Annotated in this window: 19 protein-coding genes; 11 read left to right on the forward strand and 8 right to left on the reverse strand. The window is 67.4% G+C overall.

Annotation, left to right across the window (positions count from 1 at the left end):
• Positions 1-16: 16 nt before the first annotated feature.
• Both ACLJOO_RS15730 and ACLJOO_RS15735 read right to left on the reverse strand, forming a co-directional pair.
• Positions 17-1306, reverse strand: a complete 1290-nt coding sequence (locus ACLJOO_RS15730; RefSeq protein ID WP_410787881.1) for a serine/threonine-protein kinase — start codon at positions 1304-1306, stop codon at positions 17-19.
• Positions 1307-1415: 109 nt separating this feature from the next.
• Positions 1416-1880, reverse strand: coding sequence for a MarR family winged helix-turn-helix transcriptional regulator (locus ACLJOO_RS15735; RefSeq protein WP_410787882.1), 465 nt, complete (start codon positions 1878-1880; stop codon positions 1416-1418).
• A gap of 41 nt (positions 1881-1921) precedes the next feature.
• Here ACLJOO_RS15735 and ACLJOO_RS15740 point away from each other — a divergent pair, with 41 nt between their 5' ends.
• Together ACLJOO_RS15740 and ACLJOO_RS15745 are read left to right on the forward strand one after the other, a co-directional pair.
• On the forward strand, positions 1922-2749 hold the full coding sequence (locus ACLJOO_RS15740; protein WP_410787884.1) for an alpha/beta fold hydrolase: 828 nt from the start codon (positions 1922-1924) through the stop codon (positions 2747-2749).
• 49 nt (positions 2750-2798) lie between these two features.
• The gene (locus ACLJOO_RS15745) at positions 2799-4091 is read left to right on the forward strand and encodes a DUF222 domain-containing protein (protein ID WP_410787885.1); all 1293 of its coding nucleotides are present in this window, start codon (positions 2799-2801) and stop codon (positions 4089-4091) included.
• Positions 4092-4161: 70 nt separating this feature from the next.
• Here ACLJOO_RS15745 and ACLJOO_RS15750 read toward each other — a convergent pair whose 3' ends face one another.
• The 4 genes from ACLJOO_RS15750 to coxB form a co-directional block, all read right to left on the reverse strand.
• Positions 4162-5406 carry a L,D-transpeptidase gene (locus ACLJOO_RS15750; protein WP_410787886.1) on the reverse strand — a complete coding sequence of 415 codons (1245 nt, stop codon included), beginning with the start codon at positions 5404-5406 and terminating at the stop codon, positions 4162-4164.
• Between the two features lie 199 nt (positions 5407-5605).
• Entirely contained in the window at positions 5606-6001 is a 396-nt protein-coding gene (locus ACLJOO_RS15755; protein ID WP_130380095.1) for a cytochrome c oxidase subunit 4, read from the reverse strand.
• On the reverse strand, positions 5998-7770 hold the full coding sequence (gene ctaD, locus ACLJOO_RS15760) for a cytochrome c oxidase subunit I (protein WP_410787887.1): 1773 nt from the start codon (positions 7768-7770) through the stop codon (positions 5998-6000). Before ctaD ends, ACLJOO_RS15755 begins: the two co-directional genes overlap by 4 nt.
• Positions 7767-8651 (reverse strand): cytochrome c oxidase subunit II, encoded by an 885-nt coding sequence (coxB, locus tag ACLJOO_RS15765; protein WP_410787888.1) that lies wholly within the window; start codon positions 8649-8651, stop codon positions 7767-7769. The genes ctaD and coxB overlap by 4 nt, the downstream gene beginning before the upstream one ends.
• A 94-nt stretch (positions 8652-8745) precedes the next feature.
• Here coxB and ACLJOO_RS15770 point away from each other — a divergent pair, with 94 nt between their 5' ends.
• The 6 genes from ACLJOO_RS15770 to ACLJOO_RS15795 all read left to right on the forward strand — a co-directional run bounded on the left by ACLJOO_RS15770 (position 8746) and on the right by ACLJOO_RS15795 (position 19298).
• Positions 8746-9861 (forward strand): cysteine desulfurase family protein, encoded by a 1116-nt coding sequence (locus ACLJOO_RS15770; RefSeq protein WP_410787890.1) that lies wholly within the window; start codon positions 8746-8748, stop codon positions 9859-9861.
• Positions 9858-10070 (forward strand): sulfurtransferase TusA family protein, encoded by a 213-nt coding sequence (locus ACLJOO_RS15775; RefSeq protein ID WP_410787891.1) that lies wholly within the window; start codon positions 9858-9860, stop codon positions 10068-10070. Before ACLJOO_RS15770 ends, ACLJOO_RS15775 begins: the two co-directional genes overlap by 4 nt.
• 13 nt (positions 10071-10083) lie before the next feature.
• Positions 10084-10638, forward strand: coding sequence for a GNAT family N-acetyltransferase (locus tag ACLJOO_RS15780; RefSeq protein ID WP_410787892.1), 555 nt, complete (start codon positions 10084-10086; stop codon positions 10636-10638).
• Positions 10635-11357 (forward strand): SIR2 family NAD-dependent protein deacylase, encoded by a 723-nt coding sequence (locus ACLJOO_RS15785; protein WP_410787893.1) that lies wholly within the window; start codon positions 10635-10637, stop codon positions 11355-11357. Before ACLJOO_RS15780 ends, ACLJOO_RS15785 begins: the two co-directional genes overlap by 4 nt.
• A 75-nt stretch (positions 11358-11432) precedes the next feature.
• Positions 11433-17084 carry a pullulanase-type alpha-1,6-glucosidase gene (gene pulA, locus ACLJOO_RS15790; protein WP_410787894.1) on the forward strand — a complete coding sequence of 1884 codons (5652 nt, stop codon included), beginning with the start codon at positions 11433-11435 and terminating at the stop codon, positions 17082-17084.
• A 78-nt stretch (positions 17085-17162) separates the two neighbouring features.
• Positions 17163-19298, forward strand: a complete 2136-nt coding sequence (locus tag ACLJOO_RS15795; RefSeq protein ID WP_410787895.1) for a M1 family metallopeptidase — start codon at positions 17163-17165, stop codon at positions 19296-19298.
• Here ACLJOO_RS15795 and ACLJOO_RS15800 read toward each other — a convergent pair.
• Entirely contained in the window at positions 19295-19663 is a 369-nt protein-coding gene (locus ACLJOO_RS15800) for a DoxX family protein (protein ID WP_410787896.1), read from the reverse strand. The two genes, ACLJOO_RS15795 and ACLJOO_RS15800, sit on opposite strands and share 4 nt — an antisense overlap.
• Positions 19664-19741: 78 nt before the next feature.
• On the opposite strand from ACLJOO_RS15800, the gene sigJ reads away from it, so the two are divergent.
• On the forward strand, positions 19742-20599 hold the full coding sequence (gene sigJ / locus ACLJOO_RS15805) for an RNA polymerase sigma factor SigJ (RefSeq protein ID WP_410787897.1): 858 nt from the start codon (positions 19742-19744) through the stop codon (positions 20597-20599).
• Here the strand turns inward: sigJ and ACLJOO_RS15810 are convergent.
• Positions 20573-21463 carry a diacylglycerol/lipid kinase family protein gene (locus tag ACLJOO_RS15810; protein ID WP_410787898.1) on the reverse strand — a complete coding sequence of 297 codons (891 nt, stop codon included), beginning with the start codon at positions 21461-21463 and terminating at the stop codon, positions 20573-20575. The two genes, sigJ and ACLJOO_RS15810, sit on opposite strands and share 27 nt — an antisense overlap.
• Positions 21464-21500: 37 nt before the next feature.
• Here ACLJOO_RS15810 and ACLJOO_RS15815 point away from each other — a divergent pair, with 37 nt between their 5' ends.
• Together ACLJOO_RS15815 and ACLJOO_RS15820 are read left to right on the forward strand one after the other, a co-directional pair.
• Positions 21501-22910 (forward strand): serine hydrolase domain-containing protein, encoded by a 1410-nt coding sequence (locus ACLJOO_RS15815; protein ID WP_410787899.1) that lies wholly within the window; start codon positions 21501-21503, stop codon positions 22908-22910.
• 47 nt (positions 22911-22957) lie between these two features.
• A complete protein-coding gene (locus tag ACLJOO_RS15820) occupies positions 22958-23896 on the forward strand; it encodes an NAD-dependent epimerase/dehydratase family protein (protein WP_410787900.1) in 939 nt (312 codons plus the stop codon).
• The last annotated feature ends 109 nt before the right edge of the window (positions 23897-24005 follow it).

A 24005-nucleotide genomic window follows, 5' to 3' on the forward strand; every position in this document is an offset into this window, starting at 1 on the left:
GCCGGAGGCCCTTCTGCTATTTGTTGCCGAGACAGAACACCAGCCACTGGTCGCCGCTCTTCACACTGTCCGTGGTGCCGGCGTCCCATCCCGGAACGCCCGCACAGGCGGCCTCCTCGTCACTGGGCACCCACGGCTTGTCGGTTGTGACGCGCTCGATCGACAGCAGCTTGTAGTCGGCCGATCGGTACCAGCACGGGACCTTCCGGTACGACGGCACCTCCTCCGCCGGGGCCGCGCAGTCGCCGACGTGTCCCTCGGTGATCGACGCAGCCGAGGCCGGCGCCTTCTCAGCCACGGCAGGGGAGATGATCTTCGGGTAGACGTAGAAGGCCACGGCGGCCAGCACGAGCCAGACGACCAGCTGGAGCGCCCCGCTGGTGCCTGAGCTCTTGTCGTTCGTGGCCGGCTGCTGGACGGGCTTCTGTGGTGGCGCCGACCTCTCGGGCGGGGGAAGCTTCTTCGTCGGCGGCGGGGCGAGCTTGACGGTCGGTGTACCGAGCAGTTGACGGGCAGCGCCGATCGAAGGCCGGTCCGCCGGATCCTTCACCAGCAGTGCGGTGATCAGCGGCGCCAGGTCGCCTGCGTGCTGCAGTTCCGGTGGGTCGTCGAACATGACGGCGGTGATCGTCGCGGCCGCGGTGGTGCGGTGGAACGGCGACACACCCTCGACCGCGTGGTACAGCGTCACGCCGAGCGAGAACAGGTCACCGGCCGGCTCGTCCGATCCGCGGAGCCGTTCGGGCGCCATGTACTCCGCCGATCCGATGAACATCCCGGTCGCGGTCACGGTCGTATCGGTCGGATGCACCGCGATCCCGAAGTCGGCCAGCAGCACTTCGTCCTGTGGTCCGAGCAGCACGTTGGCGGGTTTGACGTCGCGATGCATGATCCCCGCCGCATGAGCGGCTTCGATCGCAGACAGGAGCCCGGCCGCGATCCGCCGTACGTCGCCGACCGGGACCCGGCCATTGGTACGGATCATGCTGTCGAGGGACTGGCCGTCGACCCACCGCATCACGATCCAGGGCGAGTCGCCGTCGACCACGACCGTGTGCACGGTGACGATGTTCGGGTGGTCGCGGAGCCGGGCCGCGTTCCTGGCCTCGCGGGTGGCCCTGCGCACCGCGTCGGCCCGCTCCCCCGGCGAAAGGCTTGGCGACAACCAGATCTGCTTGACCGCCACGTCGACGTCGAGTGTTTCGTCGACGGCCTTCCAGACCCGTCCGAACCCACCGGACCCAATCAGTTCGACCAACCGGTACTGCCCGCCGACCAGGTACCCCGGCGCGACTTCTTCAGCCACTGTCACCTCACAGTTCTGCCCCCGACCAGCGAAACGGACCGAGCCTACGGGCGCGGAGGGCCGGTCGACCGGTTGCGGCCGCAATCTGCTCCGGTTCGACCGCAAGCGGTCAGCTGAGGGCTTCGGCGACCTCGGTCAGGTACTCGCCGACGGTCGTCCGCTCGGCGGCTGTGAGTGCCGTGGTCACCGCGATCATGCGGTCCAGCAGAGGCCCGAAGAACTGCCAGCCGAGGGCTACCGCGGTGTCGGAGACCTGGAGGCGGTGGCTGCGGCCGTCTGTGCGGTTTCTGAGGCGTTCGACGTGCCCGGCGGCCTCCAGGCGGTGGATGACGGCTGTCGTCGCCTGAGAAGTCATTCCGAGCTGCTGAGCGAGCCAGCTGGGCGTGGCCTCCAGCCCGGCACGTTCGGCGTCCAGGAGGCGTACGAGCGCGCGTACGTCGGTCCTGTGCAATCCCGTCGTACCGGCGAACTCTGCGACAGCCAGGTCGTACCGCAGGGCGACCTCCCGGAGCAGGTGCACCACGTCCAGTGCGGCGGCCCGTTCCGGGTCGGCCGGTGTCACTCCTTCACGCATGCCGGATACTTTACCTCACTGAGTGAGCTATTCTCGGCAGCATGAGCTTTCAGGACGCGTACGACGCTCTCCTCGCCCGCTGGGACGTACCGGTCGAGCAGCTCGAGCTCACCGACGAGTTCGGCACGACCCACGTCAACGCATGCGGTCCCGCTGACGGACCTCCCGTCGTACTGCTGCCCGGGCACGGCGCGACGTCGCCGGTGTGGTTCGCGATCGCGCCGCGGCTCGCTGAACGGCACCGCGTCTACGCGATCGATCTGATCGTCGACGCGGGCCGCAGTACGAACAGTGGTCGGACGCCGAAGACGCCGGCCGACCTGCATACGTGGTTGAGCAACACCTTCAACGGCCTCGGCATCACGCGAGCCGCGTTGTGCGGTCACTCGTACGGCGCCTGGCTCGCACTCACCTACACGATCGCTAACCCGGTCCGCGTCGACCACCTCACCCTGCTCGACCCGACGGACTGCTACACCGGCCTGCGGGTTCCGTACATCCTCCGCGCCCTGCCCGGCCTGCTGCGCCCCTCCCGGAAGCGCACCGCCGCGTTCCTGCGTTGGGAGACGCAGGGCCTCCCACTCGATCCACAGATCCTGGAACTGGCCGGCCTGGCCGCGGAACAGCCGTCGACCCCGTTCGTCCGCACCAAACGCCCCACCGACGACCAGCTGCGAGACCTGGCACCACTGGTCTTCGTTGCCGGCCACAGCAAGAGTCACGACGCAGCTCACCTCACCCGCCGAGTCACGACAGTCTCCCCCGCCGCAACCGTCGTACAGCTCGAAACCGCGACCCACCACTCCCTTCCGTCCCTCCACGCGGACGAGGTGTGGGCTGTGTGGGTCCACGAATTGCCCACAAAATAAGGGGATTCTGGTTCGTCGGTCGACGGCCGGGCGTTCTAGGGTCGATGCCATGGAACTCCTGGACGAGCGGCCGGTGTGGTCGATGAGTGGCAGCGAACTGCTGTCGACTCTCGACGCACTGGAAGCCGAGGCCGCGCACCGGGAGACGTATCGGTTGGCGGTGATCGCCGCGATCGAGAGCACCGGGTACGCCGCCGAGCTCGGCGCTCGTGACACCGCGGAGCTCCTGCGGTTCCGGTACCGCCAGGACGCACCGGTGGCTCGCCGAGCGCTCCGCCTCGCGCAGGCCCTACCGAAGTACCACGCCGTATCCAGCGCCCTCGACGACAGCACTGAGGACGACGAGAGCGAGTGGTTGCTGCGGCCGGCGCAAGCCGAGGCGATCGTGTCTGCGCTCGAACGGGTGCCGTCGCATGTGCCGGTCGCTGATCTCGACGCGGCCGAGCGCCCGCTGGTGAAGCTCGCCGCGCACCTGTCTCCCAGTGAGCTGCGCCAGGCCGGCAACCAGATGCGGGACATTCTGGACACCGACGGCCCCGAGCCGGAAGAAGAGACGGCCTACGCCCGCGAGTCGTTGACCTTCACGCCGGCGGATCGCGGAGTGAAGTTCCGCGGCTATCTCGCCAACGAGAACGCCGAACTCTTCCGTGCCCTGATCCACGCCGGTGCCCGCCCTCACAAGACCGCCGACGGCGAACACGACCCGCGCTCCCGCGAGAAGCGTCAGGCCGACGCGCTGTCTGCCACCCTCAGCATCGCCGCCGCGGCGACCGATACCGCGCAAAAGACCGACGTTGGCGTGGGAGACTCCGCTTCTGACGTGGTGCCCGGGTTCGGGGCCAAGGCGCAGCTGACGGTCACCATCGACTTCGAGGACCTGAAGGCGGCGACCGCGAACGCGAGCGGCCGGCTGGTGTACGGCGACGGGCTGTCGGCCGCCACGGTACGGCGGCAGGCCTGCGACGCGAGGATCATCCCGCTCGTTCTCGGTGCGAACTCCGAGCCCCTGGACGTGGGCCGCAGCGAACGCCTGGTGACCCGGGCGATGCGTCGCGCGCTCAACGCCCGCGACCGGGGCTGCGTCATCTGTGGAGCCCCGCCGATCATGTGCGACGCGCACCACCTGCGCTCCTGGATCGACGGCGGCGAGACGAAGACCTCCAACCTGGTTCTCGTGTGCAGGCGCCACCACGTCGACCTGCACAACGGTCAGTGGACCGTCACGATCACCGACGGAACGGTCGAAGTCACCCGCCCAACCTGGGCACAACCACCCCCGAGGCACCACAGTCATCACCGACGGAGGGCCGACTTCGCGTTGGTCGACGTACCGGCGGGGTGAAACACACCGTGAAACACAACAGCCTCCTGCCCGCGGGCATGCGGGGAGGAGGCTGTTGCGTCTTGGTGTGTCAGGAGAGGGCGGAGCCTGCCTTGTAGGCGGCCCAGGTGGTGTTCCAGTCGGTCCAGCCGTTACCGGGCTCCATGTGGCGGTTGGTGCCGGTGACGATCACCGGGTCGCCGCGGAGGGTCTGGTTGAAGTACCACTGGGCGTCCTTGAGGCTCATGCCGACGCAGCCGTGGCTGACGTTGGAGCTGCCCTGGCTGCCGGCCGACCACGGGGCGCCGTGGATGAACTCGCCGGAGCTGGTGACCCGCTGGGCCCACTTCACGTCCGGGATGTTGTAGTACTCCGGGTCGCCGGGCTTCAGGCCGACCGTCGCCGCGTCCATCCGCTTGACCGTGTACTTCTCCATGATCACCTTCACCCCGCTGCGGGTGGTGAAGCCGTCCTTGCCGGCGGTGATCGGGATGGTCCGGGCCAGCTTGCCGTTGATCGTCACCGTCATCGTGTGCTTCTTGACGTTGATGTTGGTGACCACCGACTTGCCGATGGTGAATGCGATGGTCCGGCTCGCGGTGCCCCACGTGTTGTTGCCCGCGTTGACGCCGAGGGTGCCGATGTCGACGGTCACCTTGGTGCCGGCCGGCCAGTAGTTCTTCGGGCGGTAGTTGACCTGCTTGCTGTTCACCCAGTGCCAGCTGCCGTCGACCGGGACCGAGGTCTTCACCGAGAGCCGCTTCTCGACCGCGGCGCGGTCCTTGACCGGGTTGTTCCAGAAGATCTGGATCGGCAGCGCGACGCCGACGGTCTCGCCGTTCAGCGGGACGACCGAGGCCTTCAGGCTCTTCGACGCCTTCAGCGTCTTGAAGGTCGAGCTAATCGGCACGGTGCCGCCGTCGGTGCCCTCGGCAGAGCCGGTCACCGTGTACGACGCGCCGGGCTTGAGCTGCGGCGACGACGTCCACTGCGTCTTGTCGGCGTTGAAGCTGCCGGTCACCTTGTCGCCGTCGTCGTCCTTGAGCGTCACCGCGGTCAGCTTGCCGGCCGTGGTGGTCACCGTCACCGGCTTGTCCGGCTGCACCGACGACGCGCCCTTGGCGGGCACGACCGCAATGCTGGCCGACGCCGGGGTCTCCGACGGAGTCGTCGAGGTCCCTGGTGTGCTGGAGGCACCTGGCGAGTTGCTCTGCGACGTACTGGGGGTCGACTGCCCGCCGCCGCCATTGCCGCCGCCGGCCTCTGTGTCGCTACAGGCCGTGCCGGCCAGCAGCAGGACGCAGATCCCCGCCACGGCAAGGCCGTGCTTCCTCACCGAACCGCTCACCATTCCCCAGTTCTCCCCTGTTTAGTCAGACCGCGGTAAGGGTAACCTGCCGCAGCGACATTTCTTTGCATCCGCACGGTACCGAACTGGTACGGTCCACAACCCTCCGTACCGCTTCGCACTACAACAGACGCACGAAAACGCCGCCCGGTTCGTTCCCGGACGGCGTTTTTCGTACGACTCTCAACTAGTGAGCGTGGTCACCACGGTAGTACTCGAAGATGAACCCGCTCAGCGTGACGATGCCGATGCCGCAGCCGGCGATGAACAGCCACCAGCCGAAGACGATGCCGAGGACAACGACCGCCAGCGTCAGCGCGCACCACAGCGGCCACCAGGAGTACGGCGGGAAGAAGCCGAGCTCACCGGCCCCTTCGACGATCTCGGCTTCCTTGCGGTCCTCAGGGCGGGCGTCCATCCGCCGGGCGGTGACGCTCAGGTAGAACGCCACCAGCAGCGACAGGAAGAACGTCATCACCAGTGCGGTGGTGCCGGTCGGGTCCTCGGACATCAGCCAGTAGATCGGCGTGACGACGAGCACGAACACACTCAGGATCCCGAAGACCCAGGCTTCGACCTTCACGCCTTGTCCTTCCCCTCGGTCGCGCCGTCGGCGATCTCCTCGAGATGCTCGACCCGGCCCTCGTCCTCACCGGCGTCCAGCAGGTTGTCCTTGCCGGCCCGGTTGTCCGGGTACTCCGCCAGCGCCAGGTCGGCGTGGTGCAGGTCGAACGCCGGGGACTCCGAACGGATCCGGGGCAGCTTCTCGAAGTTGTGCCGCGGCGGCGGCGAGCTGGTCGCCCACTCCAGCGAGCGGCCCCAGCCCCACGGGTCGTCGACGCCCACGAGCGGCGTCTTACGGGACTTGTAGATGTTGTAGAAGAACGGCAGCATCGACGCGCCCAGGATGAAGGCGCCGACGCTGGACACCTCGTTCAGCGTGGTGAAGCCCTCGTTGGCGCCGTACGACGCGTAGCGCCGCGGCATGCCCTCGACGCCCAGCCAGTGCTGCACCAGGAACGTGGTGTGGAAGCCGATGAACAGCAACCAGAAATGCAGCTTCCCGAGCCGCTCGTCGAGCATCCGCCCGGTGAACTTCGGCCACCAGAAGTAGAACCCGGCGAACATCGCGAACACCACGGTGCCGAAGACGACGTAGTGGAAGTGCGCGACCACGAAGTACGAGTCGGACAGCTGGTAGTCCAGTGCCGGCGAGGCCAGGATGACGCCGGTCAGACCGCCGAACAGGAACGTGGTCAGGAAGCCCACCGACCAGAGCATCGGCGTGTCGAACGAGACCGACCCGCCCCAGATCGTGCCGATCCAGTTGAAGAACTTCACGCCGGTCGGGACCGCGATCAGGAACGTCATGAACGAGAAGAACGGCAGGTTCACCGCGCCGGTGACGAACATGTGGTGGGCCCACACCGCCACCGAGAGGACCGCGATACCGAGGGTCGCGCTGACCAGACCGATGTAGCCGAAGACCGGCTTCCGGCTGAAGACCGGCAGGATCTCGGTCACGATGCCGAAGAACGGCAGCGCGATGATGTACACCTCGGGATGCCCGAAGAACCAGAACAAGTGTTGCCAGAGTATTGGCCCACCGTTGGCAGCGTCGAAGACATGGGCCCCGAGTGTTCGATCCGCCTCCAGGACCAGCAGCGCCGCCGCCAGGATCGGGAAGGCGATCAGGACCAGGATCGACGTCACCAGGATGTTCCAGGTGAAGATCGGCATCCGGAACATCGTCATACCGGGCGCGCGCATGGTGATGATCGTGGTGATGAAGTTGACCGCACCGAGGATCGTGCCCAGGCCGGCCATCCACAGACCCATGATCCACAGGTCGCCGCCGATCCCCGGCGAACGGACCGCGTTCGACAGCGGGGCGTAGGCGAACCAGCCGAAGTCGGCCGCGCCGCCAGGGGTGAAGAAGCCGCTGATCGTGATCAGGCCGCCGAACAGGAACAGCCAGAAGCTGAACATGTTCAGCCGCGGGAACGCGACGTCGGGGGCGCCGATCTGGATCGGCATGATCTCGTTCGCGAAGCCGACGAACAGCGGGGTCGCGAACAGCAGCAGCATGATCGTGCCGTGCATCGTGAAGAGCTGGTTGTACACCTCTTCGTTCACGATCTGCAGGCCCGGCTTGGCCAGCTCGGCGCGGATCAGCAGCGCCATCACGCCGCCGACCAGGAAGAACGCGAACGACGTGATCAGGTACATGTGCCCGATCAGCTTGTGGTCCGTCGTGGTCAGGTACTTGACCAGCAACGCACCCTTGCTGCGCCGCCGGGGCAGCGCGCTGGTGCTACCGATAGCGCCGGTGCGCTCGGCGAAGTCGGTCACTTCTCGCCCCCTGTACCGGGAATGGTGGTGGCGTCGGCGCCGCCGGTTGCGGCGCCGGTCTGGCCCTTGGCGGCCAGTTCGCGCAGGTGTGCGTCGTACTCGGCGCGGTCGACCACCTTGACGGTGAAGATCATCCGGCTGTGGTAGAGCCCGCAGAGCTCGGCGCACTTGCCGGCGAAGGTGCCGGTCTTGGTCGGGGTCAGCTCGAACTTGTTCGTCTTGCCCGGGATCACGTCGAGCTTGAAGTAGAACGACGGCACCCAGAAAGAGTGGATGACGTCCGGCGAGGTCAGGTCGAAGTGGACCGACTCGTTCACCGGCAGCCACAGGGTCGCCGGCTTGTCCATCGTGCCGGTCTCCCAGACGCCCTGCTGGCCGTCGACAGTGTCCTTGTAGTTGAAGGTCCACTGCCACTGCTGGCCCACCACGTTCACGGTGTGCGCCGGGTTGGCGTCCATCCTCGTGACCTTGTTGCCGTGCTCGACGGTGTAGAAGAACAGCACACCGATGATCGCGAACGGGGCCAGGGTGTAGAGCACCTCGAGCGGCAGGTTGTACCGCACCTGCCGGGGTGCCTCGTCGTTGCGCTTGCGGTACCGCACCACGACCCACAGGATCAGGCCCCAGACCATCACGCCGATGATCAGGGCGGCGATCCACGCCCCGATCCAGAGGCTGCGGATGGCCTCGGTCCGGTCCGATGCGCCCTCGGGCAGACCGAGTCGTTTCCACTGCTCAGTGGTCGCCGTCGAGCAACCGGTCAGCAGCAGGGTGCCGAGCACCACTGCACTGCCGACCAGCAGGCGACGCTTCGCCGGCCGTGTGGCGCCGGCAGAACCTGCCGGTCGCTCCTCCACTCCGGGCGTGCCGTTCGAACCCACGGGGCGCCTTTCCCTTCCCAAGTGAGACTGACGACCAAACACTACTGGACACGTTTCTCGGTTCCGCGCATAGGTAGGGCTTAGCGTTTCCCCTGTGAGCGAGCGTACGTATCTGGACGCCGCGTCGGCCGAGCCGATGCACCCTGCCGCACGGGAGATGTTGCTCTCGGCAGTCGATTCCGGATGGGCCGATCCGGTGCGTCTGCACCACGAGGGCCGGACCGCGAGACTGCTTGTGGACAACGCCCGCGCGGTGCTCGCGGACGCGGTCGGAGTGCGGCCGGACGAGCTGTACCTGACCACCTCCGGTACGGCGGCGATCCAGGCCGGCCTGACCGCGGTACGAGCCGCGCGCAGCCGGGTCGGGGCAACGATCGTGCACAGTGCGGTCGAGCATTCCGCCGTACTGCACACGGCCGGTGAGGCGGCCGCCGAGGTCGGCGTGGACCGGCTGGGACGGGTCGAGCTGGCCGCCTTCACAGACGCCGTACGGCGACCTGGGGTGGCTGTGGCTGCGCTGCAGTCGGCGAACCACGAGGTGGGGACGCGTCAGCCGATCGAGGCGGCGGCTGCGGCGGCAGGCGACGTACCGCTGTTTGTTGACGCGTCCGCGTCCGTCGGGCACGACGTCGTACCCGCAGGCTGGTCGGTGCTCGCGGCAAGTGCGCACAAGTGGGGTGGACCGGCTGGTGTCGGGCTGCTGGCTGTGAAGAAGGGCACGCGGATCGCACCGGCGTGGCCCATGGACGAGCGGGAGGACGGCCTCTCCCCCGGGTTCCCGAACGTCCCGAACGCGCTCGCCGCGGCCGCTGCGTTGCAGGCGCGGCTGGCTGAGGCGGAGGAGCTCGACAAGCAGCACAGGGCCTGGATCGACGAGGTACGCCGCCGTGTGGCCGCGGACATCCCCGATGTCGAAGTAGTAGGCGACGCGGACGACCGCCTTCCGCACATCCTCACGTTCTCTTGTCTCTACGTGGACGGTGAGGCGCTGGTGACCGCACTGGACGCTGAGGGGTTCGCTGTCTCCAGTGGTTCGGCCTGTACGTCGAGCACGCTCCGGCCGTCGCACGTGCTGGCAGCGATGGGCGTACTGACCCACGGCAACGTCCGTGTCTCTCTCGGGAGGGACACGACCCACGACGAGGTACAGCGGTTCTGTGCTGTCCTTCCAGGACTGGTGCAGCGGATCCGGGCGGAGGTGGGCATGTGAACGTCGACGTGGACTGCCGTGGTCTGCTCTGTCCACTCCCGGTGATCAAACTGGCCAAGACGCTACCGACTGTTGCCGTAGGCGACACGGTGACAGTGCTGGCCGACGACCCGGCCGCCGCGACCGACATCCCGGCGTGGTGCCGGATGCGCTCCCAGGAGCTGGTGTCGGCCGGAGAAAACCAGTACGTCGTACGGCGGGTCAGCTGAAACACTGCGCGACGTGACCGACTTCGCAGACAAGCCGACGCTGACCGGGGACCTGGTGACCCTGCGCCCCGTGGACGAGGCCGACTACGACGCGCTGGCCGCCGCCATAGACGACCCGGACGTCACCCGCCTGACCGGCAGCCACAGCGAGATCGGCGAGGAGCAGGCCCGCAAGTGGTACCGGACCCGCAAGGACCAGACCGACCGGCTGGACCTCGCCATCGTCGACAACGCGTCAGGCGCCGTCGTCGGCGAGGCCGTGCTGAACGACTGGGACCCGGACAACCAGTGCTGCAACTTCCGGATCCTGATCGGCCCGTCCGGCCAAGGCCGCGGCCTCGGCACTGAAGCGACCCGGCTGATCGTCGGCTACGGCATCGAGCAGCTGGGCCTGCACCGCATCAGCCTCGGCGTCTACGCCTTCAACCCCCGAGCCCAGCGCGCCTACGAAAAGGCCGGCTTCACGACCGAGGGCGTCCTCCGCGACGCCCTCCTCTGGGACGGCGAATGGGTAGACGAGATCGTGATGTCCGTCTTGGCCTCCGAATGGATACCGTCTGAGGTGTGATCGAGGCCGAACGCATTGCCGTGCTGACCGGGGCCGGGATTTCGACTGCTTCGGGGATCCCGGACTTTCGGGGGCCGCAGGGGTTGTGGACGAAGGATCCGGCTGCGGAGGCGATGTTCGATATCGACGAGTACGTCGCCAGTCGCGAAGTGCGGGTGGCGACGTGGAAGCATCGGCTGGCCGTACCGGCGTGGGCGGTTGAGCCGAACCCGGGTCACCTCGCTCTCGTGGAGCTGGAGCGGCAGGGCCGTCTGACCGGTCTGATCACGCAGAACGTCGACGGGCTGCACCAGAAGGCAGGCTCGTCACCGAGGCTGGTCCACGAGTTGCATGGCACGGTCTGGTACGTCGACTGTCTGCAGTGCGAGCGCCGGATCCCCATGGCCGACGTACTCCCCCGACTCGAGTCAGGCGACGAGGACCCGGCCTGTGAGGTGTGCGGCGGCATCCTGAAGTCCGCGACCGTCTCGTTCGGCCAGTCCCTCGACCGGGCCGTGCTGGACCGAGCTGTCGCCGCCACCGAGTCGGCCGACCTGTTCCTGGCTATCGGCACGTCACTGCAGGTCTACCCGGCCGCTGGTCTCTGCGACCTCGCACTGAACGCCGGAAAGCCTCTGGTCATCTTGAACGCACAGCCGACGCCGTACGACGAGCAGGCGACCACTGTGGTGCGCACTCCGATCGAGACCACCCTGCCGGACCTCGTGACCTTACCGTGACATTCGAGCCCTCCTCACGGTAAAAGGCGGCGGCTAGCGTCCCCGGCAGGGTGAGTCGCCGGGGAGGGGCACGTGATGCGCGGGTTCAGGCGTTTGACAGCAGGTTTCACCGCAGCCGCGGTAGTCGTACTGGGGTTGGGTACGGCGGCACCGGCTCCGGCCCAAGTGACGGCGGATCGGGTGATCACCGTCACCGGCTCGTTGCAGAGCGAGCTGGGGTGCGAGGGTGACTGGGATCCGGGCTGTGACGCGTCCAGTCTGGGTGCGAGTGCGCCGTACACGAAGGTGTTCGACGTACCGGCGGGGTCGTACGAGTTCAAGGTCACGGTCAACAAGAGCTGGGACGAGAACTACGGCGCCGGCGGCGTGCGGGACGGCGCGAACATCCCGTTGCGGATCGGGGGCCCGGCGAAGCTGCAGTTCAGTTACAACGACACTAGTCACGTTGTGACGGTGAAGCCGGTGGAGCTCGCCGGACCGACGGTGACGGCTGCGGACAAGGCGCTCGCGACGCCGAGCCTGCGCCCGGACCTCACCAAGGAACGGTTCTACTTCCTGATGGCGGACCGGTTCGCGAACGGCAACAAGGCGAACGACGCCGGCGGACTCACCGGTGACCGGCTGAAGACCGGGCTGGACCCGAAGGACAAGGGCTTCTACCACGGCGGCGACCTGGCCGGAGTGATCCAGAAGCTCGACTACATCAAGTCCCTCGGTACGACGTCGATCTGGCTGACCCCGTCGTTCAAGAACCAGCCCGTGCAGGGCTCCGGCACCAACGTGAGCGCCGGGTACCACGGGTACTGGATCACCGACTTCACCCAGATCGATCCGCATCTGGGCACGAACGCCGACATGCAGCAGCTGATCGACCTCGCGCACCGCAAGGGCATGAAGGTCTTCTTCGACATCATCACCAACCACACGGCGGACGTGATCGACTACCAGTCCGGCCAGTACGGCTACATCCCGAAGTCCACGTCGCCGTACAAGGATGCCCAGGGCAAGGAGTTCGACGACAAGGCCTACGCCGGCGGCGACACCTTCCCGGCGCTGGACCGGAACATCTCCTTCCCCAACATCCCGGTCTTCCGGACGCCGGCCGACGAGACCCTCAAGGTGCCGGCCTGGCTGAACGACCCGACGCTGTACCACAACCGCGGCGACTCGACGTTCGCCGGTGAGAGCGCGGAGTACGGCGACTTCGTCGGGCTGGACGACCTCTTCACCGAGCAGCCGAAGGTCCGGGACGGGATGATCGACGTCTACAAGACGTGGGCCGAGCTCGGGATCGACGGGTTCCGGATCGACACCGTGAAGCACGTGAACCTCGAGTTCTGGCAGAAGTTCTCGCCCGCGATCCTGGCCGCGGCGAAGAACGCCGGCTCGAAGAACTTCTTCATGTTCGGCGAGGTCTTCGACGCGAACCCGCAGTTCATGTCGACGTACACGACCAAGGGCGCGCTGCAGGCGACGCTCGACTTCGGGTTCCAGCAGAGCGCGGTCGCGTACGCGAAGGGCGACCCGAGTACCAAGCTGCAGGACTTCTACGCGGACGACGACTACTACACCGACACGGACTCGAACGCGTACGAGCTGCCGACGTTCCTCGGCAACCACGACATGGGGCGCGTCGGCACGTTCCTGAAGCAGAGCGGCGCGGCCGGTCAGGACCTGCTCGCACGGGACAAGCTGGCGCACTCGCTGATGTACCTGACCCGCGGCCAGCCGGTCATCTACTACGGCGACGAGCAGGGCTTCACGGGTCCCGGGGGTGACAAGGACGCGCGGCAGGACATGTTCGCGACCCAGACCGACGACTACGCGGACGACGAGGTCGTCGACGGCACGGGTACGACGACGATCGGCAAGAAGGACAGGTACGACGTCAACTCGCCGATGTACAAGCACATCGCGGAGCTGGCGAAGGTGCGTGCCAAGTACCCGGCCCTGTCCGACGGGCGACAGGTGCACAGGTACGCGTCCAAGACCAACGGCCTGTACGCGTTCAGTCGGCTCGGCAGCGACAACGTCGAGTACCTGGTGGTCGCGAACAACTCGAAGACAGCGGCCGCTGCGACGGTGGCGACGTACGGACCGAACACGTGGCTCAAGCCGGTGTACGGCGGCTCCAAGTCGGTGAAGACCGACCGCGAGGGCAGGGTGGCGGTCAGCCAGGCTCCTCTGTCGGTGACGGTGTACCAGGCCCAGACCAAGGTCCCGCCGCGCGCCAAGGCGCCCAGTGTCTACATGAGCTCGCCAGAAACCGGTGCCACGGTCGGTGGGCGGGCTGAGATCGCTGCTGCGGTCCCGGCGAACACACCGGTCACTGTGACGTTCGGGTATCGGCCTGTGGGTACGACTGCGTGGAAGCGGCTCGGTGCCGACGACAACGCGCCGTACCGCGTGTTCCACGACGTGTCCGGGCTGGCCAAGGGCACGCTGCTCGAGTACCGCGCCGTACTGCGGGATGCCTCGGGCAACTATTCAGTGTCCGGCTCGTACGGCGTGGTTGGTGACGCTGCTGCACCGGGTGGTGGCGGTGGCGGGACAGGTCCCGTCGTACAGCCGGCCAACGTGTCTGTCCCGGGCGACCACAACAGCGAGATGGGCTGCCTCGCGGACTGGTCGCCGGACTGCGATCAGGCTCAGCTGACGCTGGACGCGAAGGACAAGGTGTGGAAGGGCACGTTCACGAACCTGGCCGGTGAGCATGCCTACAAGGCGGCGATCAACAAGACCTGGGACGAGAACTACGGCGCCGGCGGTGTCGCGAACGGCGCGAACATCTCCTACACCGGACCCAGCGGACCAGTCACCTTCTACTACGAGCACGGGCGGCACTACGTCACGTCCAGCGCACAGGGGCCGATCATCACCGTGCCCGGCACGTTCCAGAAGGCACTGGGCTGTCCGACCGACTGGGATCCCTCCTGCATGCGACCCTGGTTGACCGACCAGGACGGCGACGGGACCTACACCTGGTCCACCAGCGAGCTGAAGGCGGGCAACTATGAGGCGAAGGTGGCGCACAACCTGTCCTTTGACGAGAGCTACCCGGCTCAGAACGTACCGGTCGCAGTGCCGTCGGACGGGCTGGTCGTCACGTTCTCGTACGTGCTCGCGACCCACCAGTTCACGGTGACGACGGCCAAGCCCGGTGCACAGCCGGACCTGAGCCAGGCGAAGGCGTACTGGGTCAACCGCAACACCCTCGCCGTCCCCGCGGTCGACCACGCCGAGCGGTACCGGTGGCGGCTGCACTGGTCGGACACCGCTTCGCTGAAGATCGATGCAAACGACATCGGCGGATCCTCGGCCGCACTGCGCTACGACCCCGCTGAGGTGAAACCGGGGTACACCACGCTCCGACTCGACCATGCGGACGTTCGCAAGATTCTCACCGGTCAGCTCGGTCTGGCGCAGTACGACGACGCCGGGCGACTGCTGGACGCGACCGGCGTACAGATCCCGGGTGTGCTCGACGACGTCTACGGAAACGCGACCGGGCGCTCGTACGGCGTGACCTGGCAGGGCGGCAAGCCGACCTTCACCCTCTGGGCGCCGACCGCCCAGGAGGTTCGGTTGATGATCGGATCGTCGACAATCCCCATGCGCACAAATGGCGACGGGTCCTGGTCGGTCAGCGGACCACGGTCGTGGAAGAACGCGTCGTACCGCTATCAGGTGAAGGTGTTCGCACCCAGCACCGGCAAGGTCGAGACGAACGTCGTCACAGACCCGTACTCGGTTGCGTTGACCACCGACTCGGCGTACTCCGTCGCGGCTGATCTGAACGACCCGGCGGGTAAGCCGGCGCTCTGGTCGACCACTCCCTCACCGAAGCTCGCGCGGGGCGTCGACTCGACGATCTACGAGCTGCACGTGCGGGACTTCTCGATCAACGACAGCACGGTCCCGGCTGCGCACCGCGGTACCTATCTGGCCTTTGCCGACGAAGGCAACGGGACCAAGCACCTGCGGTCGCTCAAGGCCGCCGGGCTCAACACCGTGCACCTATTGCCGACATTCGACATTGCATCAATCCCCGAGACCGGGCAGCAGACGCCGGCCTGTGATCTCAAGTCGCTGCCGGCCGATTCCGAGCAGCAGCAGGCCTGCGTGACAGCAGTAGCCGCGAAGGACGGGTTCAACTGGGGCTACGACCCGTTCCACTGGCTCGCGCCGGAGGGGTCGTATGCAACGCAAAAGGACGGACTGGCGCGGGTCTCCGAGTTCCGCACGATGGTCGGCGGACTGCACAAGTCCGGGCTGCGCGTCGTCCTCGACCAGGTCTTCAACCACACCCCGGCCGCAGGGCAGGCGCCGACATCGGTGCTCGATCAGATCGTGCCCGGGTACTACCAGCGCCTCAATGCCACTGGGAAGGTCGAGACCTCGACCTGCTGCAGCAACATCGCGACCGAACACGCGATGGCCGAGAAGATCATGGTCGACGGCACGGTCAGCTGGGCGCGCAACTACCACGTGGACGGCTTCCGCTACGACCTCATGGGTCACCACACCAAGGCGAACATGCTGAAGATCCGCGCCGCGCTGGACAAGCTGACGCTCGCCAAGGACGGCGTCGACGGCAAGTCGATCTACCTGTACGGCGAGGGCTGGAACTTCGGCGAGGTCGCGAACGACGCGCTGTTCGTCCAGGCCCGGCAGGGGAATCTCGGCGGGACCGGGATCGGCACGTTCTCCGACCGGCTGCGGGACGGGGTCCGCGGCGGCGGGCCATTCGACGACAATCCGCGGATCCAGGGCTTCGGCTCCGGCGAGGCGAGCGACCCGAACGGCGACCCGGTGAACGGTACACCGGAAGAGCGCGCCAAGCGGCTCGCCCACGACACCGATCTGGTGCAACTCGGGCTGGCCGGCAACCTCAGATCGTTCACGTTCAAGTCAGCGTCGTCCGGTGCCGACGTCCGTGGTGATCAGGTCGACTACAACGGTTCACCGGCCGGGTACGCCGACCAGCCGGACGAGGTGATCACGTACGTCGATGCCCATGACAACGAAACGCTGTGGGACACGCTGACGTACAAGCTGCCGACCAACCTGCCGATGCCGGACCGGATCCGGATGAACACGTTGTCGCTGGCAACGACCGCGCTGGCGCAGACGCCGTCGTTCTGGCACGCCGGTGCGGACCTGCTGCGGAGCAAGTCGCTGGACCGCAACTCGTACGACTCGGGTGACTGGTTCAACACGCTCGACTGGACCGGCGCCGACAACGGCTTCGGTCACGGGCTGCCGCCGAAGACCGACAACGAGGCCAAGTGGCAGTACATGAAGCCGTTGCTCGCCAACCCGGCTCTGAAGCCGTCGGCGACCGATGTGGCGTCGGCTTCCGCCGCGGCCGCCGATCTGCTGAAGCTGCGCTTCTCCACTCCCCTGTTCCGCCTCGGGTCGGCCGCTCTCATCAATCAGAAACTGAGCTTCCCGCTCAGCGGTACGACGCCGGGCGTCATCACCATGCGCGTCGACGACACCGTCGGCCCGGACGTCGACCCGGCCTTGAAGGGCCTCGTGGTCGTCTTCAACTCCACCGGCTCCACCGTCACCCAGCAGGTCCCTGGTCTGACCGGCGCCAACCTGAGCTTGTCCCCGGTCCAGGCAGCCGGATCGGATCCGGTGGTCAAGCAGACGACCTGGACTGCGTCCACCGGCACGGTCACGGTGCCGGCGCGGACCGTCGCCGTACTGGTCCAGACCTAGGGGGTCCGAGCCCTTCCTTCGCTGCGCTGTGCTTCCTAGGTTCGAAGGTGACCAATTGCACAGCACAGCGGAGGGGGAATGATGTTCCGACGAGCGAGCGTGCTGCTGTCCGGAGCACTGGTCACGATGCTGAGCCTCGGTCTGGGGACGGGGACGGCACCTGCGTCCGATCACACCGCACAGTCCTCGCCGGGTTCGCCCGGCGCCGGGGACCCGTACTTCGCCACCGACGGGAACGGCGGGTACGACGTCCAGCACTACTTCCTGGACGTGAAGTACGTCCCGGCGACCGACCGGATCACCGGCGTCGCCACGATCAGCGCCCGCAGCACCCAGAACCTGTCCCGCTTCAACCTGGACCTGCAGGGGCTGACGGTTCGCTCCGTCACCGTGAACGGCCGGGCGGCGGGCTGGTCCCGGGCGGCCGACGAACTCACGGTCACGCCCAGGTTCGGGTTGCCGAAGGCGAAGAACTTCACCACGGTGATCCGGTACGACGGCGTACCGCAGACACTCGACGACGGCAGCGGGTTCATCCACACCGACGACGGCGCCGACGTGATCGGCGAGCCGCATGTCGCCGACACCTGGTTCCCGGTGAACGACCACCCGAGCGACAAGGCGGCGTACACGTTCAAGGTCACGGTGCCGGCCGGGCTCGAGGCGATCGCGAACGGTGTTCTGAAGGACAAACGCACGAACCACGGCTGGACGACGTGGACCTGGGACGCCAAGGAGCCGATGGCGTCGTACCTGGCCACCGCGACGACCGGGCAGTTCGACATCCGCGCGTACCAGAAGAAGGGCATCCGCTACTGGGATGCGTTCGACCCCGACCTGTTCGCCGAGGCCGTGCCGCGGACGGGGCAGCAGTACGCCCTGTCGCTGCGCGTGAACACGGACGAGCCGTCGTACAAGCGGTTGGCCCGGACCATCAGTGTGCCGGCCGGTGGCGCGGACCTGTCGTTCTGGATCAACCGCGACACCGAGCCGGGCTGGGACCACGTATTCGTCGAGGCGCACACCGTCGGCCAGGACAACTGGACCACGCTGCCCGATCTCAACAGCCACACCAGTCAGAGCACCGGCCGCGTGTGCCCGTTCTGGCTGGACCTACATCCGTTCCTCACGCACTACCAGACCGCACAGCCTGACGGCACGTGTACGCCAACCGGGTCGAGTGGCTCGTGGTGGGGAGCCAGCGGTCGCAGCGACGGGTACGAGCAGTGGAAGGTCGATCTGTCGGCCTTCGCGGGCTCGAACGTCGAGGTGTCGATCACGTACGCCAGCGACGACCTGGTGCAACTGCCGGGGGTCGTCGTCGACGACGTCGTCGTCTCGACCGGCGAGGGTACGACGTCGTTCGAGGCCGATGCCGATCCGTTCGACGGCTGGACCGTGCCGGGCGCGCCGGCCGGCAGCGCTCCGAACCCGAACGACTGGATCGTCGGCACGGCCGCGGACGCACCACCGACCACCGGGGACATCGTCAACGCGTCGTTCGCCCGGCAGAGCGAGATCGTCGGATTCCTGTCCGACACGTTCGGCCGGTATCCGTTCTCGGCGTCCGGCGGCATCGTCGACGACGTGGACGGCCTCGGATTCGCGCTGGAGAACCAGACCCGGCCGATCTACGCCCGCGACTTCTTCACCGACACGGTCAGCGGCCAGAGCGTGATCGTGCACGAGCTCGCGCACCAATGGTTCGGCGACAGCCTCGCGGTGCAGCGGTGGCAGCACATCTGGCTGAACGAGGGGTTCGCGACGTACGCCGAATGGCTGTGGAGCGACCGTGAGGACCTGGGGACGACACAGGAGACGTTCGACTTCTTCTACAACCTGTTCCCGGCCGACGACCCGTTCTGGACGCTCCCGATCGGAGACCCAGGCCCGGACGACCTGTTCGACTTCGCGGTCTACGCCCGCGGTGCGATGACGCTGCACCAGTTGCGGCTCGCTGTCGGGGACGCGGACTTCTTCACGATCCTGCGGACCTGGGCGAAGTCCTACCGCAACAGCAACGTCACGACCGGCCAGTTCATCGCTCTCGCGGAGAAGGTGTCCGGGCAGCAGCTCGACAGCCTGTTCCAGACCTGGCTCTTCAGCACGACCAAGCCGGTGCTTCCGACGGCGGCCGCCAAGCTGGCAACCGCCACACCCGCAGCCGCCGAGAGCTTGCTCGAACGAGCACGCACCGGCCAGCTGCGACGTTAGAGCCCGGCGAACCGAGCTGCCGCTACGAAAGCCGCCAGCGCCAGGAGGATGGTGTTGGCGGCTGTCGAGCGGGGCTCGCGCAGCGAGGAGTGGGACGTGGCGGCGCCGATCATGACGACGCACAGGCCCACGGCCGCGAGTGGGGTGAGGACGCGGGCGGTGTCGGTCAGCCAGGGCGCGAACAGGCCGGCCACCGCGAGGAGCTCGCAGAGCGCCACGAAGCGGACCAGCGGCATCGGGAACGGGGCGATCCCGGTCTGGCCGGTGGCGATCAGACGAGCGCGGGGCATGACGCCCTTCAGGACGCCGGAGATCGTGAAGACAATCGCCAGCAGTCCGCTGAAGATCCAGGTGATCGTATTCATGTCGATTGCAGACGATCTACACACCTGTGCTGTGACACTGTCACTCAGAGGCGTCCCCGATCGTCTGTGATTGGTGTGATGGAGGAACTCAGGCCGCTGCTGTTGTCGATCGCGTACCGGATGCTGGGCACGTTCGGGGACGCGGAGGACGTCGTACAGGAGGCGTACCTGCGGCTGCACCGGGAGCCTGAGGTCACCTCGCCGAAGGCCTTCCTGACCACAGTGACGACCCGTCTGGCGATCGACCAGCTGCGGTCCGCGCGACGGCAGCGGGAGGAGTACTTCGGACCGTGGCTGCCGGAACCGGCGGTCGACGAGTACGTCGATCTCGCGGACCGCGCCGCGCTCTCCGACTCGCTGTCCACCGCGTTCCTGGTCGTCCTCGAACGACTCACCCCCGACCAGCGTGCCGTCTTCCTGCTCGGCGACGTGTTCGGCTACTCGTACGACGACCTCGCCGGAATCCTCGGCAAGACGCCGGCCAACTGCCGCCAACTCGCCGTCCGCGCCCGCCGTCGGATTGCCGACAATCGACCGCGCTTCGACCCGTCCCCGCAGGAACGCGACGAGCTGGTCCGGCGGTTCGTCGCGGCCGCCGAAGAGGGTGAGCTGGAGGCACTCGTCGCCGTACTCACCCCGGACGCGACCTTCACCGGCGACGGCGGCGGTAAGGGCGGCTTCCCCCGTCCAGTGCACGGCGCCGGCAACGTGGCCCGGATGCTCATCGGCGCCTTCGGCAAGTTCCGCGAGCTGACCACCGAGCCGGTGCACGTCGGCGGACAGCCCGCGCTGCGGATCCACGACCGGTCGAATCACACCGTTGCGGTCTGGTCGTTCACGATCGCCGAAGGCCGGATCACCGCGATCCACGGCATCGTGAACCCCGACAAGCTGACCCATCTCCAGCCGTCAGGGCACGCGGACGACCAGAGCTGACGCGTCGACCTCAGCGCTCAGCGAGGTACCGTCGGACACGGTGTCGCCATCGAGCTGGCGCTGTACCGTCCGCTCCGCCCGGACCTGGATACGACGGCCGGTGAAGCGCTGCAGATGTTCCTCACGCCAGGATTTGACCACCAGGCCGAGCACGAGCCGCGGCCATTGGGTGATCCGGCGCGGTGTGAGGACCACCGCGTCGATCCGGCCGTCGTCGGGCGCCGCGTCCGGGAGCAGCGGGATGTTCGCCTGCAGCGTGCCGACGTTGCCGATCACCACGGTGCGCGCGCGACGGCGTACCGCGGCCTGATTGTCGACAATGATCTCGACCCGGACGGACGGATGGTTCAGGTTCCTCAGCGTCGACACGACGTAGGCCGCCCAACCGGCCCGCTTCTTCAGGTCATCGGGTGCATCCGCGATGATCGCGGCATCCAGCCCGAGGCCGGCCATCACCACGAAGCGGTCGGCCGGAAGCTGGTCTCCCTCGACCAGCACGCTGTCGATCCGCCGGTCCGAGCCGTCGAGCACCTCGGCCAGCGCGGTCTCGAGCTCGAGCGAGATCCCGAGGTTGCGGGCGAGCAGGTTCCCGGTCCCGGCCGGCAGCACCCCCGCCGGGATCCCGGTCCCGGCGAGCTCGGCGCACACCACCCGCACGGTCCCGTCGCCGCCGGCGACCAGTACCAGGTCGACCTCGTCGTCGATCGCACGCCGGGCCATCGTCACGCCGGCGTCGTCCTCGGTCGTCTCCAGCCACAACGGTTCCGCGAACCCCCGCGCGGCCAGCGCCTTCTCGACCGTACGACGGAAGTCGTCGACCTTCACCGGGTTGACGATCACGGCTGCCCGCCTGGCAGAACTCACCTGATATTTGTCCGTTCGGAGAGATAGCGTGCTGAGAATGAGCAGACTTCCACGGAGTACGCCAGAAGCCCAGGGGCTGTCCGCTGCCGCGCTCGACAGTTTTGTCGGGGCCCTGGACGCCGGGCGGCCGGAGATACAGACCGTGATGCTGGTGCGGCACGGACACGTGGTGCTGGAGGAGGCGTGGGCGCCGTACCGGCTGGAGGATCGGCATCTGCTGTTCTCGGTGTCGAAGAGTTTCACGTCGACCGGCATCGGACTGACGATCGACGCGGGGCTGTTGTCGCTGAACGACCAGGTGATCTCGTTCTTCGACGCGGACGACCTGCCCGAGACGGTCAGCGAGAACCTGGCCGCGATGAAGGTCTGGCACCTGCTGACGATGACCACCGGGCACTCGCAGGACACCGTCGAGGCGCTCAGCCGGGATCGCCGGATGGTGAAGCTCTTCCTCGGTCTCGAGGTGGAGCACGAGCCGGGCACGGTGTTCGTGTACAACAGCGGCGCGACGTACATGCTGTCGGCGATCCTGCAGCGGCTCGCCGGTGAGAACCTGCTCGACTACCTGCGGCCGCGGCTGTTCGAGCCGCTCGGCGCGACCGAAGCGACCTGGCAGGTGTCGAAGGAAGGCATCGTCGTCGGCGGCTGGGGCCTGAGCCTCAACACCGAATCCCTGGCGTGCTTCGGGCAGCTCGTGCTCCAGCACGGCGAGTGGAACGGTCAGCAAGTCGTCCCGGCCGAGTGGTACGAGGCGGCCACCTCGAAACAGGTCCCCAACGACAACGAGCAGAACCCGGACTGGAAACAGGGCTACGGCTTCCAGTTCTGGCGCGGCCGCCACAACACGTATCGCGGCGACGGCGCGTTCGGTCAGTTCATCCTCGTCTTCCCGGAGTACGACGCGGTGCTCATCACCACCAGCGCGACCAGCGACATGCAGGCGATTCTGGACACCGCCTGGGACTACCTGCTGCCGGCGCTCGAGGGCAAGGACGTCCCCGAGACGCAGCGCCCGGAGCAGCTCGAGCTCGCGCCGCCGACCGGTCTCGCACCAGCGCCGGGCAACGGGCAGACGTACCGCTTCGTGGCGAACAACCCGACCGGCCTGACCGCAGTACGACTCGACCCCGACGGCACCGGCACGTTCACTTTCGAGGACCAGAAGGGCCAGCGCCAGGACCTCGTCTGCGCGGCCGGCGCGTGGCGAGAGCAGACCGCAGCAGGCCCGTTCGAGGACGCCGGTCCCGAGTCCGGTGAGCGGGTCCTGACCAGCGCGTACGGCGCCGGTGACGCGTTCGTCGCGACGTTCCGCTGGATCGAGACGCCGTTCCTCGCCACGCTCACCTGCCGGACCGAGGACGGCACGATGACCGTCGACGGTCAGCTCAACGTCTCCTTCGGACCGACCGAATTCACGCTGATTTCGGAGGAGATGTCACAGAACTGAGGCGGCGCGTGTCCTCCGGGTCGTAATCACAGACGACGGAGGATGACATGAAGGTTTTGGTGGCAGGCGCGACCGGCGGACTGGGCCGGTCACTGGTACCGCAGCTGCTCGCGGCCGGACACGAGGTGACCGGGATGACCCGGTCCGAGTCCGGCGCGGCCGGGGTGCGGGCGTTCGGTGCGGACGCCGTACTCGCGGACGGCCTCGACGCCGCCGCGGTACGGGCCGCGGTGGAGTCGGTCCGCCCGGAGGTCGTCGTACACCAGATGACGGCGCTCAAGGGCGGCATCGACTTCAAGCACTTCGACGACAGCTTCGCGATGACGAACCGGCTGCGCACCGAAGGCACCGACAACCTGCTCGCGGCCTCCCAGGCGGCCGGCGTACGACGGTTCGTCGTCCAGTCGTACGCCGGCTGGAACCTCGAACACGGTGGATCCGCCGCGAAGACCGAGGCGGACCCGCTCGACCCGAACCCGGTGCCCGCCCAGCGGCAGACGATGGCGGGGATCAAGCACCTCGAGTCGGCGGCACTGAACACCGAAGGGATCGAGGGCGTCGCGTTGAGGTACGCGAGCTTCTACGGGCCGACCGGCGACATCGGCAAGGGCGGTTCGATGGTCGAGATGATCCAGAAGCGCCGGCTCCCGCTGATCGGCGACGGCAGCGGGGTCTGGTCGTTCATCCACTACGACGACGCGGCCGCGGCGACGGTGAAGGCGATCGAGAGCGACGTGACCGGTGTGTTCCACGTCGCGGACGACGACCCGGCGCAGGCGGCGGTGTGGCTGCCCGAGTTCGCCAGGATCCTCGGTGCGAAGGCGCCGCTCCGCGTCCCGGCCTGGCTCGGTCGTCTCGCCGCCGGCGACGTCGGCGTGGCCGCCTTCACCGAGATCCGCGGCGCCGACAACACCCTCGCCAAGAAGACCTTCGACTGGCAGCCCGGCTACGCGTCCTGGCGCGAAGGTTTCCGCTACGGGCTCTGAGGCGGGACTGGTGAGAGGATTCCTTTACTTCGCTGTTACACACGAGGACGACTGCTGAAACCGGCTCGTCCTGAACTGGAACAGACCCGCCGGGATGGCGGGGCGCCCC

The organism is Kribbella sp. C-35, from assembly GCF_046549195.1.
Lineage (GTDB): Bacteria > Actinomycetota > Actinomycetes > Propionibacteriales > Kribbellaceae > Kribbella.

Coding starts and splice junctions, on each gene's coding strand:
- ACLJOO_RS15735 (WP_410787882.1), bottom strand. CDS start 1,880: ATGCGTGAAGGAGTGACACCGGCCGACCCGGAACGGGCCGCCGCACTG.
- ACLJOO_RS15740 (WP_410787884.1), top strand. CDS start 1,922: ATGAGCTTTCAGGACGCGTACGACGCTCTCCTCGCCCGCTGGGACGTA.
- ACLJOO_RS15745 (WP_410787885.1), top strand. CDS start 2,799: ATGGAACTCCTGGACGAGCGGCCGGTGTGGTCGATGAGTGGCAGCGAA.
- pulA (WP_410787894.1), top strand. CDS start 11,433: ATGCGCGGGTTCAGGCGTTTGACAGCAGGTTTCACCGCAGCCGCGGTA.
- ACLJOO_RS15795 (WP_410787895.1), top strand. CDS start 17,163: ATGATGTTCCGACGAGCGAGCGTGCTGCTGTCCGGAGCACTGGTCACG.
- ACLJOO_RS15800 (WP_410787896.1), bottom strand. CDS start 19,663: ATGAATACGATCACCTGGATCTTCAGCGGACTGCTGGCGATTGTCTTC.
- sigJ (WP_410787897.1), top strand. CDS start 19,742: ATGGAGGAACTCAGGCCGCTGCTGTTGTCGATCGCGTACCGGATGCTG.
- ACLJOO_RS15815 (WP_410787899.1), top strand. CDS start 21,501: ATGAGCAGACTTCCACGGAGTACGCCAGAAGCCCAGGGGCTGTCCGCT.
- ACLJOO_RS15820 (WP_410787900.1), top strand. CDS start 22,958: ATGAAGGTTTTGGTGGCAGGCGCGACCGGCGGACTGGGCCGGTCACTG.